The sequence below is a fragment of the Bradyrhizobium sp. Unk1 genome (assembly GCF_059512345.1).
This window is the reverse complement of sequence record NZ_JCAMOP010000045.1, coordinates 32,709-47,499: the sequence shown is the minus strand read 5'-3', so window position 1 is coordinate 47,499 and position 14,791 is coordinate 32,709. Positions and strand designations below refer to the sequence as shown.

At 64.0% G+C, this 14,791-nt stretch carries 12 protein-coding genes; 6 read left to right on the top strand and 6 right to left on the bottom strand.

The genetic code is table 11. The annotated features are described in order from the left end of the window. Positions 1-84 precede the first annotated feature (84 nt). The 5 genes from AC5ZFO_RS38820 to AC5ZFO_RS38800 all read right to left on the bottom strand — a co-directional run bounded on the left by AC5ZFO_RS38820 (position 85) and on the right by AC5ZFO_RS38800 (position 5,748). Positions 85-1,074 (bottom strand): ABC transporter ATP-binding protein, encoded by a 990-nt coding sequence (locus AC5ZFO_RS38820; protein ID WP_496123486.1) that lies wholly within the window; start codon positions 1,072-1,074, stop codon positions 85-87. Next, the gene (locus AC5ZFO_RS38815; RefSeq protein ID WP_038942057.1) at positions 1,071-2,057 is read right to left on the bottom strand and encodes an ABC transporter ATP-binding protein; all 987 of its coding nucleotides are present in this window, start codon (positions 2,055-2,057) and stop codon (positions 1,071-1,073) included. The genes AC5ZFO_RS38820 and AC5ZFO_RS38815 overlap by 4 nt, the downstream gene beginning before the upstream one ends. 28 nt (positions 2,058-2,085) lie before the next feature. Continuing rightward, on the bottom strand, positions 2,086-3,057 hold the full coding sequence (locus AC5ZFO_RS38810; protein WP_282524768.1) for an ABC transporter permease: 972 nt from the start codon (positions 3,055-3,057) through the stop codon (positions 2,086-2,088). A 10-nt stretch (positions 3,058-3,067) separates the two neighbouring features. Continuing rightward, positions 3,068-4,048, bottom strand: a complete 981-nt coding sequence (locus tag AC5ZFO_RS38805) for an ABC transporter permease (RefSeq protein ID WP_282524767.1) — start codon at positions 4,046-4,048, stop codon at positions 3,068-3,070. Between the two features lie 104 nt (positions 4,049-4,152). Next, a complete protein-coding gene (locus AC5ZFO_RS38800) occupies positions 4,153-5,748 on the bottom strand; it encodes an ABC transporter substrate-binding protein (protein ID WP_282524766.1) in 1,596 nt (531 codons plus the stop codon). 293 nt (positions 5,749-6,041) lie between these two features. Here AC5ZFO_RS38800 and AC5ZFO_RS38795 point away from each other — a divergent pair, with 293 nt between their 5' ends. From AC5ZFO_RS38795 to AC5ZFO_RS38770, 6 genes are all read left to right on the top strand, one after another. Next, positions 6,042-6,299 (top strand): DUF6489 family protein, encoded by a 258-nt coding sequence (locus AC5ZFO_RS38795; RefSeq protein WP_028146839.1) that lies wholly within the window; start codon positions 6,042-6,044, stop codon positions 6,297-6,299. Beyond that, entirely contained in the window at positions 6,300-7,100 is an 801-nt protein-coding gene (locus AC5ZFO_RS38790) for an esterase/lipase family protein (RefSeq protein ID WP_282524765.1), read from the top strand. A 46-nt stretch (positions 7,101-7,146) separates the two neighbouring features. Further along, positions 7,147-8,697 carry a WS/DGAT/MGAT family O-acyltransferase gene (locus AC5ZFO_RS38785; RefSeq protein WP_282524764.1) on the top strand — a complete coding sequence of 517 codons (1,551 nt, stop codon included), beginning with the start codon at positions 7,147-7,149 and terminating at the stop codon, positions 8,695-8,697. A gap of 10 nt (positions 8,698-8,707) precedes the next feature. Beyond that, a complete protein-coding gene (locus AC5ZFO_RS38780) occupies positions 8,708-9,703 on the top strand; it encodes an alpha/beta fold hydrolase (RefSeq protein WP_282524763.1) in 996 nt (331 codons plus the stop codon). Between the two features lie 132 nt (positions 9,704-9,835). Further along, complete coding sequence (locus AC5ZFO_RS38775) at positions 9,836-13,072, top strand: bifunctional cytochrome P450/NADPH--P450 reductase (protein ID WP_282524762.1); 3,237 nt, start codon at positions 9,836-9,838, stop codon at positions 13,070-13,072. Positions 13,073-13,102: 30 nt separating this feature from the next. Then, on the top strand, positions 13,103-13,777 hold the full coding sequence (locus AC5ZFO_RS38770; protein ID WP_282524761.1) for a polyamine aminopropyltransferase: 675 nt from the start codon (positions 13,103-13,105) through the stop codon (positions 13,775-13,777). Between the two features lie 13 nt (positions 13,778-13,790). On the opposite strand, the gene AC5ZFO_RS38765 is transcribed toward AC5ZFO_RS38770, so the two are convergent. After that, positions 13,791-14,705 carry an alpha/beta fold hydrolase gene (locus AC5ZFO_RS38765; protein WP_282524760.1) on the bottom strand — a complete coding sequence of 305 codons (915 nt, stop codon included), beginning with the start codon at positions 14,703-14,705 and terminating at the stop codon, positions 13,791-13,793. Positions 14,706-14,791 lie beyond the last annotated feature (86 nt).

The window sequence follows — 14,791 nt, the reverse complement described above, 5'->3', positions numbered from 1 at the left end:
ATTTCGCTACCTTATTTGTCGCGCGCGCAATTGATCACAGGCAATGCCGTGCCGCCAATGCGTGGACCGCATGGCACGCGCGCGTCACGCCGGGACCGGCGCGGTGTTCACCGCATGGCAGGCGACGCCTGCGATCAGTTCGGGGGCTTCCTTGCGGCAGAGATCGAATGCCAGCGGGCAGCGCGGATTGAAGGCGCAGCCGGGCGGCGGATGGATCGGATTCGGGATCTCGCCCTTCACCGGAATACGCTGGCGGCCCGACATTGCGAGATCGGGCACGGCGCCCAGCAGCATCTTGGTATAGGGCATGCGCGGTCGGGCGAACAGCTCGCGTCCCTCCGCGATCTCGACGATGCGGCCGAGATACATCACGCCGACGCGGCTCGCCATGTGGCGGACCACGGCGAGGTTGTGGCTGATGAACATGTAGGTCAGGCCGAATTTATCCTGGAGGTCGCGCATCAGGTTCAGGATCTGCGCCTGCACGGAGACGTCGAGCGCCGAGGTCGGCTCGTCGCAGACGATGAACTCCGCATCGGAGGCGAGCGCTCGCGCGATCGCGATACGCTGACGCTGGCCGCCGGAGAATTCGTGTGGAAATTTCAACCGGTCGTCGGGATGCAGCCCGACAAGGCTGAGCAGTTCGCCGACGCGCGCCTGGATATCGCGCTCACCCTGGATCAGGTCGAAAGCGCGGATCGGCTCGGAGATGATGGCATCGACCCGGAAGCGCGGGTTCAGGCTCGCATAGGGGTCCTGGAAGATCATCTGGATGCGGCGGCGCAGCTTCCGGCGCGCCTGCGCCTGCCGCGGATCGGTCATCGAAACGCCGTCGATCAGCACGTTGCCGGAACTCGGCGGCAGCAGGCCGACGACCATCCGCGCCACCGTGGTCTTGCCCGAGCCGGACTCGCCGACCAGCGCAAAGGTCTCGCCCTTCCTGATGTCGAAGCTAACGTGATCGACAGCCTTGAGATATTCGAGATGCCCGCATTCGAGTATGCGGTTGAGCCAGGGTTTTGAGACGTCGAAGACGCGGCGCAGATTTGTGGCCTGGACGAAAGGCGTGCTCATGCCGCGCTCTCCGCAGGCACGGTGTCGTAGAGATGGCAGGCAACGGACTGTGTGCCGCGCGATAGTGGCTCCGGCCGTTCAACCCGGCAGCGATCGAAGGCGAAGGCGCAGCGCGGATTGAACGAGCAGCCGCGCGGGATCGCCGACAGGCGCGGCATGGAGCCGGGGATCTGCACCAGGCGCTTGTCGTCCCCGGCAAGCGTCGGAATCGCGCCCATCAGGCCCTTGGCGTAAGGGTGCAGCGGATTCCTGACAACGTCCTGGACCGGGCCGATCTCGGCGACGCGGCCGGCATACATCACCGCGACGCGATCGGAGGTCTCCGCGATCACGCCCATGTCGTGGGTCACCAACATCACGGCGGTGCCGTGGTCGCGGCCGAGCCGCTTGATCAGCGAGATGATCTGGGCCTGCACGGAGACATCGAGCGCGGTGGTTGGCTCGTCCGCGATGATCAGCTCTGGCTCGGCGCAGATCGCCAGCGCAATCACGACGCGCTGGCGCATACCGCCGGAGAATTCGTGGGGATAGCCGTCGATGCGCTTTTCCGGTGCGGGAATGCCGACTTCGGCGAGCAGGTCGATGGCGCGGCGGCGCGCGGCCGTCTCGGACAGGTTCAGGTGGGTTTTGATCGTCTCGATGATCTGGTCGCCGACGCGGTAGAGCGGATTGAGCGAGGTGAGGGGATCCTGGAAGATCATGCCGATCCGTTTTCCCCGGATGCGGCGTATCTCCTCGGCGGGCAGATTGTCGATGCGCTGGCCGGCGAGACGAATCTCGCCGCCGGCGATGCGGCCGGGCGGATCGATCAGGCCGATCACCGCCAGGCCGGTGACGGACTTGCCGGCGCCGGATTCGCCGACCACGCCGAGCACCTCGCCCTTGGCGATGTCGAACGAGACGCCGTCGATCGCGCGCAGCGTGCCGCGGCGGGAGGCGAACTCGACCTGGAGATTGCGCACGGAGAGTACGGGTTCGGTCATGGGCGAGGCGTTTTCATCGAAGCTTTGCTCATCGAAGTTTCGGGTTGAGCGCATCGCGCAGCCAGTCGCCGAGCAGGTTGATCGACAGGATCAGCGCGGCAAGCGCGAGTCCGGGGAAGGCGACGATCCACCATTCGCCGGCGAAAAGGTAATTGTTGCCGATCCGGATCAGCGTGCCGAGCGACGGCATCGTGTCGGGCAGGCCGACGCCGAGGAACGACAGCGTCGCCTCGGTGATGATGGCGAGTGCGAGGTTGATGGTGGCGATGACCAGGATCGGTCCCATCGTGTTGGGCAGCACGTGCCGCAGCATGATCTTCGGCGCGGGCAGGCCGATCAGCTGCGCTGCGGCCACGTAGTCCTTGTTCTTCTCGACCATCACGGAACCGCGTACCGTCCGGGCATATCCGACCCAGAAACTGAGCCCGATCGAGATCACCAGCACCACCAGCATGCTGTTGGCATCCAGCCGGTTGCCGAGGATCGATTTCGCGATGCCGTTGACCAGTAGCGCGATCAGAATGGCCGGGAAGGTGAGCTGCACGTCGGCGATCCGCATGATCACGCCGTCGACCGCGCCCCCGAAATAGCCGGCGATCAGGCCGAGCGCGATTCCGAGCGCGCCGGCGAAGACCACGCCGGCGACGCCGACGGCGAGCGAGATGCGCAAGCCATAGAGGATGGCGGAGAACACGTCGCGGCCCTGCTCGTCGGTGCCGAGCAGGAACGGACTCTGGCCGTCGGCGGTCCAGAGCGGTGAGATCCGCGAGTTCATCAATTGCAGCTGCGCCGGATCGAACGGGTTCTGCACCGCAAGCGCGGATGCAAAGATCGCGAGCAGGAAGAACAGCACGGTAATGGCCGCCGCCACCATGGTCAGCTTGGAGCGGCGGAACGAATAGAAGATGTCACTGTCGAGCGCGCGACTGAGCCAGCTGCGGGCGGCATGCGTCGGCAGCGTGCTCTGCTTGTCGGAATTTGAGGCGACTGCATCGGACATTGAGGCTGCCTTATGCGGCGCGGCCGATGGTCGAGCGCAGGCGCGGATCGACCACGGTGTAGAGGATGTCGACCACCAGATTGATGGTGACGAAAATCAGAGAGACCATCAGCAGGTAGGCGGCCATAATCGGGATATCGACGTTTTGCACGGCCTGCACGAACAGAAGTCCCATGCCGGGCCATTGGAATACAGTTTCGGTGATGATCGAAAATGCAATAACCGAGCCAAACTGCAGTCCGGCCACCGTGATGACGGGAATGAGCGTGTTCTTCAGCGCGTGGCCGAAATGGACGGCGCGGGTGGTCAGCCCGCGGGCCCGAGCGAAGCGAATATAGTCGGTCCGAAGCACTTCCAGCATCTCCGCGCGCACCAGCCGCATGATCAGGGTCATCTGGAACAGGCCGAGCGTGATCGAGGGCATGATCAGCGCCTTCAGGCCCGACAGCGTGAGCAGCCCCGTCGTCCACCAGCCGAGCTTGACCACCTCGCCGCGACCGAATGAGGGCAACCAGCCCAATGTCACCGCGAACAGATAGATCAGGAGAATGCCGATCAGGAAAGTCGGCAACGAGATGCCGATCAGCGAAACCGCCTGGAATAATTTGGCGAGCACGGTGTCGCGCTTAAGCGCCGAATAGACGCCCATCAGGATGCCGAACACCATTGCGAATACGGTCGCGCAGATCGCAAGTTCCAGCGTCGCCGGCATGCGCTCCATCAACAGCGCCGAGACCGGCTGGCGGAATTGATAGGAGACGCCGAATTTGAACTGCGCGGCGTTGCCGAAATAGCGGACGAACTGCACCGGTACGGGATCATCGAGGCCGAGCGATTTGCGCACGGCTTCGCGTTCGGCCGCCGACGTATCGATCGAGACGATCTGGTTGACCGGGTCGCCGGCGAAGCGGAACATCGAGAACGCGATGATGCCGACGGCGAACATGACGCCGATGGCCTGAACGGCGCGGCGAAGAGTGAAAGCGAGCATGCCTTCCACCGTCCTTGGGTGTGCGTTTGGCTGACGCCGTTGTCAGCCGGAAAAGGAAAGGTCCCGGAAGCCTGACGCTGCCGGGACCTCGTGTTCAACCGACGCTATTCCTTCTTGGTCGCCCAGTGGAACATGACTAGATTGTCGGCGCGCTGCGGCAGGTTAACCTTCTTCGATACGCCCCAGGCCAGCGCCTGCTGGTGCAGCGGGATGTAGGACCAGTCCTTGTTGCCGATCTCGTAGGCCTGCTTGATCAGCTGGTTGCGCTTGGCGGTGTCGGTTTCGACCAGCACCTTGTCGGTGATGGCGTCGAACTCCTTGTTGCAGTACCCGCCGAGATTGGCTTCACCGCGCGAGGATTTCGCATCGTCGCGGCAGCCCATAATGTCATAGAGCACGTTGTGGGAGTCCATCGTGCTCGGCGTCCAGCCCAGCATGTAGAACGAGGTCTGGTAGCCGCCCTGCTTCAACACCTTGGCGAAGTATTGCGCCTTCGGCTGCGCCAGCAGATTGATCTTGACGCCGATGCGGGCGAGCATGCCGACGACGGCTTGGCAGATCGCGGCATCGTTGACGTAACGATCGTTCGGGCAATCCATGGTGACCTCGAAGCCGTCGGGGTACCCGGCCTCGGTCAGGAGCTTCTTGGCGCCATCAGGGTCGAATTTCGGCCGGGTGAACTCCTTGGACAGCAGGAACAATTCCGGAGCGATCATCAACGCCGACGGCGTCGCCAGCCCGCGCATCACGCGCGTCTTGATCAGCTCGATGTCGATCGCCTTGTAGAAGGCCTCGCGGACGCGGATGTCCTTGAATGGGTTCTTGCCCTTGATGCTGGAGTAGAGCAACTCGTCGCGGACCTGATCGAAGCCGATGAAGATGGTGCGCAGCTCCGCCCCCTTCAGCACCTGGGCGTTCGGGCTCGAATCGACGCGGGAGATGTCCTGGATCGGCACCGGCTCGATGACGTCGACTTCGCCCGACAGCAGCGCGGCGACGCGGGTGGCGTCGGAGGCGATCGGGGTGAAGATGATCTCCTTCAGGTTACCTTCGACCTTGCCCCAGTAATTTGGATTGGCCTTGAACAAGGTCTTCACGCCGGGCTGATGGCTCTCGATGACGAAGGGACCGGTGCCGTTCTCGTGGAGCGAGGCGTAGCTCGGCGTGGTCGCCGCCACCGGCGTCGGATCGACGACGTTGTTCTCCTCGGCCCATTTCTTGTCCATGATGTACCAGACATCCCACGCGTTATGCAGGATGGGATTGGGCGAGGGCAGGACGAAATCGACGGTGTAGTCGTCGACCTTGACCACCTTGACGTCGGGGGCAAGGCGGGTCTGCATATTCGACCCCTTCTTGCGGACGCGATCTGCGGAGAACACCACGTCGTCGGCGGTGAAGGGGTCGCCGTTGTGGAACTTCACGCCCTTGCGCAAATGGAAGCGCCAGCGGGTCGGCTCCGGAGTTTCCCAGCTCTCCGCCAGCGCCGGGATGATCTTGAGGTTCTTGTCGCGCGCGGTGAGGCCTTGATAGACGTGACCGAGATGGGCGTGAGTGGTGCTCTCGTTGAGGGTATAGGGATCGAGCGACTTCAGGTCACCCTGGTTGGCATAGCGTAGCGTCTGGCTCGACGCCGACGAGACCGTCAACGCAAGCGTACCGGCGAGCGTCGCCGCAAACAGACTTCGACCGACTGACATTCTTGACCCTCTCCACTCTGCCGCGCCGGTGATTTTTTGATTGTTCGGCGGGCGGTTGAACCATGTTGCCCAGAGTTCTCGACCCGTGCAAGCGCCATTCCAGCAAGGAACGCGCCAAGTTGCGCCGCTGTGCAGCAATGCTGACCGACAATCGGACCGCGAGGCGGATTTTGATTGACCATATCTGCCGATCGTGGAGGCCGGTGCCCGGCCACCTGTCTCAGGTCGCTTGCGTTGCACACCGTCTCGCGGTGATACTGCGACAGGCCGCTCGAATCTCATCTGGAGGGGACATGAAAGTTAACATCGAAATCGACTGTACCCCCCTCGAGGCCCGCCAGTTCTTCGGTTTGCCCGACGTGTCGCCGATGCAGACGGCGGTGATGGACAAGCTGCAGCAGCAGGTTTTGAGCAATATCGAGAAAGTCTCGCCGGAATCGCTGATCCAGAGCTGGTTCACCTTCGATCCCAAGATCGCCGAGCGGTTTCAGGACATGTTCGTCACCATGGCCGGTCTCGGCAGCCCGCGCAGCGGCGACAAGAAGAAATAAATGTCGCCCGGGCCGGACGAGCCGCAGGCGTCGGGCCGGCTTCGTCCGCCGAGCCTCGGCCTGCTGCTGGCCGAAGCCCGTGGACTTTTCGAATTCAACGCCAGCCTGATGCTGTCGCCGCTCCTGATGCGCGCACCCAGAGGCGACGGCCATCCGGTGCTGGCGCTGCCGGGCTTTCTCGCCAGCGATCTCTCCATGGTGCCGATGCGGCGCTATCTCAGCGAGCTCGGCTATGAGGCGCATGCCTGGCGGATGGGGCGCAATCTCGGTGGGCTGGGGCGGATGAGGGAGGCCTTGCGCACGCGCCTTGCCGAAATCCACGCCACGAGCGGACGCAAGGTCAGCCTGGTCGGTTGGAGTCTCGGCGGCGTCTACGCCCGCGATCTCGCGCTCCAGGCGCCCGAGATGGTCCGTTACGTCGTCACGCTCGGCAGCCCGTTTGCCAACGACGTGCGGGCGACCAACGCCACGCGGCTCTACGAAGCGTTGTCCGGCGATCGTGTCGAGGATTTTGCCGAACTGCGCGAGGCGATCGCCGGCGATCTGCCGATGCCGGCGACGTCGATCTATTCGCGCGCCGACGGTGTCGTGAACTGGCGAACCTGCTTGTTGCGCCCCTCCGACCGCGCCGAGAACATCGAGGTTCACCTGGCGAGCCATATCGGGCTCGGCGTGAACCCCGCGGCGCTGTGGGCCGTGGCGGACCGCCTGTCGCAACCGGAGGGGGAATTCTGGCCGTTCGACCGGGCTGGGCCGTTTGCCATTGCATATGCCCCGCCGGAACGGGCAGTATCGGCCTGACGAGAAGCGCCGGCAAAGGCGCCCGTCAAAATTAGCGGAGGGAACTATGGCTGACGGTAAGAAGCTGTCGTCGCTGGACGCATCATTTCTCTATCTGGAAACGCCGGAGATGCCGATGCATGTCGGCAGCATGGCGATTTTTCGCCTGCCTGACGACTACAAGGGCGACTTCTTCGAAGACTTCAAGGCGATGATCGTCTCGCGCCTGCACATCGCGCCGATCCTGAAGGCGCGGCTGGAGAAGGCGCCGCTCGATATCGATCATCCCTCCTGGGTCGAGGACGACCAGTTCGACATCGACCGCCACATCTTCCGTGCCAGCCTGCCGCAGCCGCGCGACCGCGCCACGCTCGAGCGCATCGTCGGCTGGATGCACGCCAAGCTCTTGAACCGCGCCCGGCCGCTCTGGGAGTTCTACGTGTTCGAAGGCATGAAGGACAACGAGGTCGGGCTCTATTCCAAGATGCACCATGCCGCCATCGACGGCGGCGCCGGGGCGGCGCTGACCAACATGATCTACGATATCTCGCCCACCCCCCGGAAGGTCGATCCGCCGACGGCGGGAGCTAAGCCCGGACAGGAGCCGCGCGACATCGCCGCCAACCTGCTCGATTCCTATCAGCAGCTCTTCAACCAGCCGCTCGATGCCTCGGCGGCCGCGAAGAACCTGCAACTGCCGCGCACCGGCAAGAGCGACATCGGCTCGATCCTGTTCGACAATGCGATGTACCAGATCGAGAGCGCGGTGCGCTTCGCCGGCAACATCCCGACCATGGTCAAGAGCGTCTCCGACGTGCTCGGCAAAATCTCCGATCCGAAATCCCGGGAAAGCCTCGCCAGCATGGTGTCGCCGCCGACCATGCTGAACAAGACGATTTCCTCGGAACGCAGCTTTGCCGGCGTCTCGATCTCGCTGTCGCGTTCAAAGGCGCTCGCCAAGCAGGCCGGCGGCAAGCTCAACGACGTGGTGCTGGCGCTCGCCTCCGGCGTGGTCCGGCGCTACCTCCAGCAATATGGCACGCTGCCGGCGAAATCGCTGACCGCCGCCGTGCCGATCTCGCTGCGCGAGGAAGGCAACACCGAGGCCAACAACCAGGTGTTCGGCATGATCTGCTCGATCGCGACCAATATCGACGATCCCAAGGCGCGGCTGGAGGCGATCATCGCGCAGTCGACCAAGTCCAAGGAGATGTCGCATCCGTTGCGGGCCCTGATGCCGCAGATTTCCAACATCTCGATGCTGGGTGCGCCGATGATGGTGCAGGTTCTGGCGCTGCTCTACAGCCGCTCGAACCTGTCGGACGTGCTGCCGCCGGCGGCCAACATCACGGTGTCCAACGTGCCGGGGCCGCGGCAGACGCTCTATGCCGCCGGCGCGGAGCTGTTGCACATCTTCCCGGTGTCGATCTCGACGCATGGGCAGGCGCTCAACATCACCGTGCAGAGCTATCGCGACCAGCTCGACTTCGGCTTCATCGTCGGCGCCAACATCATTCCGCACGTGCAGGTGATGTGCGACATGCTGCCGGAGGAGTTTGCCGCGCTGGAGGCGGCCTACGCGCCGCCGGCGGCCGACGTCAAGGGCGCCGCAGAGTAGGAATAGTGCGATGATTGAAATGCCACCGCTCAAGTTCGTGCAGACGAACGGAATCCGTATGGGCTACTACGAGGCGGGCCCGGTCAGCGACAAGCCGCCGATCGTGCTGTGCCACGGCTGGCCGGAACTCGCATTCTCCTGGCGTCACCAGATCAAGGCGCTGAGCGAGGCCGGCATCCGGGTGATCGCGCCGGACCAGCGCGGCTATGGCGCGACCGACCGGCCCGAGCCGGTCGAGGCCTACGACATCGAACATCTGACCGGCGACCTCGTCGGGCTCCTCGATCATCTCCAGATCGACAAGGCCATCTTCGTCGGTCACGACTGGGGCGGCTTCATCGTCTGGCAGATGCCGCTGCGGCACATCGACCGGGTTGCGGGGGTGGTCGGCATCAACACGCCTCATACCAACCGTGCCTGGGTCGATCCGATCGAGCTGCTGCGCGCTCGCTTCGGCGACAAGATGTACATCGTGCAGTTCCAGGATCCGGCGCATGAACCCGACAGGATCTTCGGCAGTCGCGTCGAGCAGACATTCGATGCATTCATGCGCAAGCCGGCGCCGCGCCCGCCCGATGCGCCGGCAGAGGAAGTGATTGCCGGCGTGGGTGCTTCGCCGCGGGTCAATCTGGCGTTTCCGCAGATGATTGCGGCTTACGACGCGAAGCACGATCCGCGCACGCCGATCCTGTCGCCGGAAGAGAAAAAGGTGTTCGTCGACAATTTCACCAGAACGGGCTTCACCGGCGGCATCAACTGGTACCGCAACATGTCGCGCAACTGGATTCGCGCCGAAGGGCTCGATCATACGGTGCGCGTGCCGTCGCTGATGATCATGGCCGAGAACGACGCGGTGCTGCCGCCGTCTTCCGCCGATGGCATGGACAAGCTCATTCCCGATCTCGAAAAATATCTGGTCCGCGACAGCGGCCATTGGACGCAGCAGGAGAAGCCGGAAGAGGTCAGCGCCAAGCTGATCGAATGGCGTAGAAAGCGGTTTGGCTAGCGCTCGTCGTTGCGAACTCGTCATTGCGAGGAGCGAAGCGACGAAGCAATCCAGACTGCTTCCGGGGATATATTCTGGATTGCTTCGCTTCGCTCGCAATGACGACATTGAGGCAGGGGGGACTACATTTCAATGTCATCCAAGAACCGTCTGGACCCGATTCCGCAGCCGCCGACCAAGCCAGTGGTCGGCAACATGCTGTCGCTGGATTCGGCCGCGCCGGTGCAGCACCTGACCCGGCTTGCCAAGGAGCTCGGGCCGATCTTCTGGCTCGACATGATGGGCTCGCCGATCGTCGTCGTCTCCGGCCACGATCTCGTCGAGGAGCTCTCCGACGAGAAGCGCTTCGACAAGACGGTGCGCGGCGCGCTGCGCCGCGTGCGCGCGGTCGGCGGCGACGGCTTGTTCACGGCCGACACCCGCGAGCCGAACTGGAGCAAGGCGCACAACATCCTGCTCCAGCCGTTCGGCAACCGCGCCATGCAGTCCTATCACCCGAGCATGGTCGATATCGCCGAGCAGCTCGTCAACAAATGGGAACGGCTCAACGCCGACGACGAGATCGACGTCGTCCATGACATGACCGCGCTGACGCTGGACACGATCGGCCTGTGCGGCTTCGAGTACCGCTTCAACTCGTTCTACCGGCGCGACTACCATCCCTTCGTCGAGTCGCTGGTTCGCTCGCTCGAAACCATCATGATGACGCGCGGCCTTCCGCTCGAGCAGTTTTGGATGCAGAAGCGCCGGAAGACGCTCGCCGAGGACGTCGCCTTCATGAACAAGATGGTCGACGAGATCATCGCCGAGCGCCGCAAGAGCGCGGAAGGGATCGACGACAAGAAGGACATGCTCGCCGCGATGATGACCGGCGTCGACCGCTCGACCGGCGAGCAGCTCGACGACATCAACATCCGCTACCAGATCAACACGTTCCTGATCGCGGGCCACGAGACCACCAGCGGCCTGCTGTCCTACACGCTCTACGCTCTGCTCAAGCACCCGGACATTCTCAAGAAGGCCTATGACGAGGTCGACCGCGTCTTCGGCCCCGATGTCAATGCCAAGCCGACCTACCAGCAGGTGACGCAGCTCACCTACATCACGCAGATACTCAAGGAAGCTCTGCGGCTGTGGCCGCCGGCGCCGGCCTATGGCATCTCGCCGCTGAACGACGAGACCATCGGCGGCGGCAAGTACAGGCTCAGGAAGGGCACCTTCATCACCATCCTGGTGACGGCGCTGCATCGCGATCCCTCGGTCTGGGGACCGAATCCCGACGCCTTCGATCCCGAGAATTTCAGCCGCGAGGCGGAGGCCAAGCGGCCGGTTAATGCCTGGAAGCCGTTTGGCAACGGCCAGCGCGCCTGCATCGGACGCGGTTTTGCGATGCACGAGGCGGCACTCGCGCTCGGCATGATCCTCCAGCGCTTCAAGCTGATCGACCATCAGCGCTATCAGATGCATCTGAAAGAAACGCTGACGATGAAGCCGGAAGGCTTCAAGATCAAGGTACGTCCGCGCGCCGATCGCGAGCGCGGTGCTTATGGCGGGCCGATCGCAGCTGCAGTTTCAGCGCCGAGAGCACCGCGTCAGCCGACGACGCGGCCCGGCCACAATACGCCGATGCTGGTGCTGTACGGCTCCAACCTCGGCACGGCCGAGGAACTCGCGACGCGCATGGCCGACCTTGCCGAGATCAACGGCTTTGCCGTGCATCTCGGGCCGCTCGACGATTACGTCGGCAAGCTGCCGCACGAGGGCGGCGTGCTGATCATCTGCGCCTCATATAACGGCGCGCCGCCTGACAATGCGACGCAATTCGTCAAATGGCTCGGCGACGATCTGCCGAAGGATGCCTTTGCCAATGTGCGCTACGCCGTGTTCGGCTGCGGCAACAGCGATTGGGCGGCGACCTATCAATCGGTGCCGCGCTTCATCGACGAGCAATTGTCGAAGCGTGGTGCGCGCGCGGTCTATCCGCGCGGCGAGGGCGATGCGCGCAGCGATCTCGACGGCCAGTTCCAGAAATGGTTCCCGGCGGCCGCGCAGGTCGCCACCAAGGAATTCGGTATCGACTGGAATTTTACCCGCACCGCGGAGGACGATCCGCTCTATGCGATCGAGCCGGTGGCTGTGACCGCCGTCAACACCATCGTCGCGCAGGGCGGTGCTGTCGCGATGAAGGTGCTGGTCAATGACGAGCTTCAGAACAAGTCCGGCGCCAATCCGTCCGAGCGTTCGACGCGCCATATCGAGGTGCAGCTGCCGTCCAACATCACTTACCGCGTCGGCGATCATCTGAGCGTGGTCCCGCGCAATGATCCGACGCTGGTGGATTCGGTCGCCCGCCGCTTCGGCTTCCTGCCGGCGGACCAGATCAGGCTTCAGGTCGCCGAAGGCCGGCGCGCGCAGCTGCCGGTCGGCAATGCCGTCTCGGTCGGACGCCTGCTCAGCGAGTTCGTCGAGCTGCAGCAGGTGGCGACACGGAAGCAGATCCAGATCATGGCCGAGCACACCCGCTGCCCGGTCACCAAGCCCAAGCTGCTGGCCTTCGTTGGCGAGGAGGCCGAGCCGCTCGAGCGTTATCGCACCGAGATTCTGGTCAGGCGCAAATCGGTGTTCGACATGCTGCTCGAATATCCGGCCTGCGAGTTGCCGTTCCACGTTTACCTGGAAATGCTCTCGCTGCTGGCGCCGCGCTACTATTCGATTTCGTCCTCGCCGTCGGTGGACCCGGCGCGGTGCAGCGTCACGGTCGGCGTGGTCGAAGGGCCGGCCGCCTCCGGACGCGGAGTCTACAAGGGCATCTGCTCGAATTATCTCTCCAACCGGCGCGCGGGCGATGCGATCTATGCCACCGTGCGCGAGACCAAGGCCGGCTTCCGGCTCCCGGATGAGTCATCCGTGCCGATCATCATGATCGGCCCGGGCACCGGACTGGCGCCGTTCCGCGGCTTTCTCCAGGAGCGCGCCGCGCGCAAGACGAAAGGAGCCGCCCTCGGTCCGGCCATGCTGTTCTTCGGCTGCCGCCATCCCGACCAGGATTTTCTCTACGCGGAGGAGCTGAAGGGGCTGGCGGCAAGCGGCATCACCGAGCTCTTCACGGCGTTCTCGCGTGCAGATGGACCGAAGACCTATGTGCAGCACATGCTTGCCGCGCAGAAGGACAGGGTCTGGCCGCTGATCGAGCAGGGCGCGATCATCTATGTCTGCGGCGATGGCAGCAGGATGGAGCCCGACGTGAAGGCCGCTCTCGTTGCGATCCATCGCGAGAAGAGCGGCAGCGACGCCGCCACGGCTGCGCGCTGGATCGAGGAGATGGGCGCGAAGAACCGCTATGTGCTGGACGTCTGGGCGGGAGGGTGATTGTTCGTCCGATCGTGCTAAAGCTCTCCCATGATTCCCTGGGAAAAGATCGACACCGCAAAAATCCCCGGCTCCGACGAGGAGCTCCGCCTGATGCGGCGGGGCAAGGAGTTCTCCATCAAGCTCGGCACCAACGAGCTGATGAACAACCGCCTGTCGGGCTCTGAGGCCGCGCTCGCAACGCTGGCAGCGAAGCAGATCGAGACGGTCGCAAAGCCCGTTGTGCTCATCGGTGGTCTCGGCATGGGCTTTACGCTGCGCGCGGCGCTCACCGTGCTGGGAAGCAAGGCCAAGATCGTGGTCTCCGAGCTCGTGCCGGCGGTGGTCGCCTGGGCGCGCGGCCCGATGGCCGAGGTCTTTGGCGACAGTCTCGATGATGGCAGGGTGAGCATCCGGGAGACTGATGTTGGCGAGATCATCCGCGCACAGCGGTCGGTCTTCGACGCCATTCTTCTCGACGTCGACAACGGGCCGGAGGGGCTGACCCGGAAGGGCAATGACGCACTCTACGATGCGAGCGGGTTGAAGGCGGCGAAGGCGGCGCTGCGTCCGGGCGGCGTGCTCGCCGTCTGGTCGTCGGGACCCAACCCGGCCTTCACCAAGCGCCTCGGCAGCGCCGGCTTCGACGTCAACGAAGTCAATGTTCGCGCCACCGGCAGAGGCGGTGGCGCGCGCCATGTGATCTGGATGGCTAGGAAGGCTTAAGTCGCCTTTTTGACTATGCTGCCTGCGCCGCCGCCCCATGGGCGTGCTTGTCGATGGCGCGGATGATCTCGGGCCAGAAGCGCATCGGCAGCGCATGGCCCATGCCGTCGATCATCAACAGCTTTGCGCCGGGAATCGACTCTGCGGTGTCCTTGCCGCCTTCGGGCCGCACCAGCGGATCGACGGTGCCGTGAATGACCAGCGTCGGCGTTTTCACGCCATGCAGCCGCTCCTTGCGGCTGCCGGAGGCGAGCACGGCGCGGAGCTGCCGGCCGACGCCGGCCGGATTGAGGCCGCGTACGAACACGCGCTCGGCACGATCGGGGTCGAGCGCTTCCTCTTCCGGAAAGGACCCGGCGCGCAGCACCTTCCAGGTCTCGCCGAAGCGGACGATGAACTCCTCCTTGCTGCGCGGCGGCGGTGCCATCAGCATTGCAGAGGCCTCGCGTGTCGGCGGCGGCACGCGCGGATTGCCTGTCGTCGACATGATCGAGGTGAGCGAGCGCACGCGCTCGGGAAACGACAGCGTCACCTCCTGCGCGATCATGCCGCCCATGGAGGCACCAACCAGATGCGCGGACTTGATGCCGAGCGCATCCATCAGGCCGACCGTGTCCTTCGCCATGTCGATCAGCTTGTAGGTTGCGGCGACGGGAATCCTGAGGAAGCGCAGCTTCAACAGCTCGATCGGCGTCAGGCGTTTGCCGCCCGTCAGATGGCTCGACTTGCCGATGTCGCGATTGTCGAAGCGGATCACGCGAAAGCCATGCACGGCGAGCTGCTCGCAGAACGCATCGTCCCAGTGGATCATCTGCGCCCCGAGCCCCATGATCAACAGCAGCGGCTCGGCATTGTCGTTGCCAAAAATCTCGTAGCAGATGTCGATGCCGTTGGCGCGGATGGTCTGGGGTGGCTGATGGGTGGTCACGGGCGCGTTCCCTCCTGCTGATCGATGCTGTATCGCACGGTTTCCCGCCGCAAAGAAGCGGCGTGCGTATTAGCGCACCCGCTGCT

Excerpts from the sequence above, each read along its gene's own strand:
- AC5ZFO_RS38820 (WP_496123486.1), bottom strand. The coding sequence starts at position 1,074 with ATGAGCACGCCTTTCGTCCAGGCCACAAATCTGCGCCGCGTCTTCGAC.
- AC5ZFO_RS38800 (WP_282524766.1), bottom strand. The coding sequence starts at position 5,748 with ATGTCAGTCGGTCGAAGTCTGTTTGCGGCGACGCTCGCCGGTACGCTT.
- AC5ZFO_RS38810 (WP_282524768.1), bottom strand. The coding sequence starts at position 3,057 with ATGTCCGATGCAGTCGCCTCAAATTCCGACAAGCAGAGCACGCTGCCG.
- AC5ZFO_RS38785 (WP_282524764.1), top strand. The coding sequence starts at position 7,147 with ATGGCTGACGGTAAGAAGCTGTCGTCGCTGGACGCATCATTTCTCTAT.
- AC5ZFO_RS38775 (WP_282524762.1), top strand. The coding sequence starts at position 9,836 with ATGTCATCCAAGAACCGTCTGGACCCGATTCCGCAGCCGCCGACCAAG.
- AC5ZFO_RS38770 (WP_282524761.1), top strand. The coding sequence starts at position 13,103 with ATGATTCCCTGGGAAAAGATCGACACCGCAAAAATCCCCGGCTCCGAC.
- AC5ZFO_RS38795 (WP_028146839.1), top strand. The coding sequence starts at position 6,042 with ATGAAAGTTAACATCGAAATCGACTGTACCCCCCTCGAGGCCCGCCAG.
- AC5ZFO_RS38790 (WP_282524765.1), top strand. The coding sequence starts at position 6,300 with ATGTCGCCCGGGCCGGACGAGCCGCAGGCGTCGGGCCGGCTTCGTCCG.
- AC5ZFO_RS38805 (WP_282524767.1), bottom strand. The coding sequence starts at position 4,048 with ATGCTCGCTTTCACTCTTCGCCGCGCCGTTCAGGCCATCGGCGTCATG.
- AC5ZFO_RS38815 (WP_038942057.1), bottom strand. The coding sequence starts at position 2,057 with ATGACCGAACCCGTACTCTCCGTGCGCAATCTCCAGGTCGAGTTCGCC.
- AC5ZFO_RS38780 (WP_282524763.1), top strand. The coding sequence starts at position 8,708 with ATGATTGAAATGCCACCGCTCAAGTTCGTGCAGACGAACGGAATCCGT.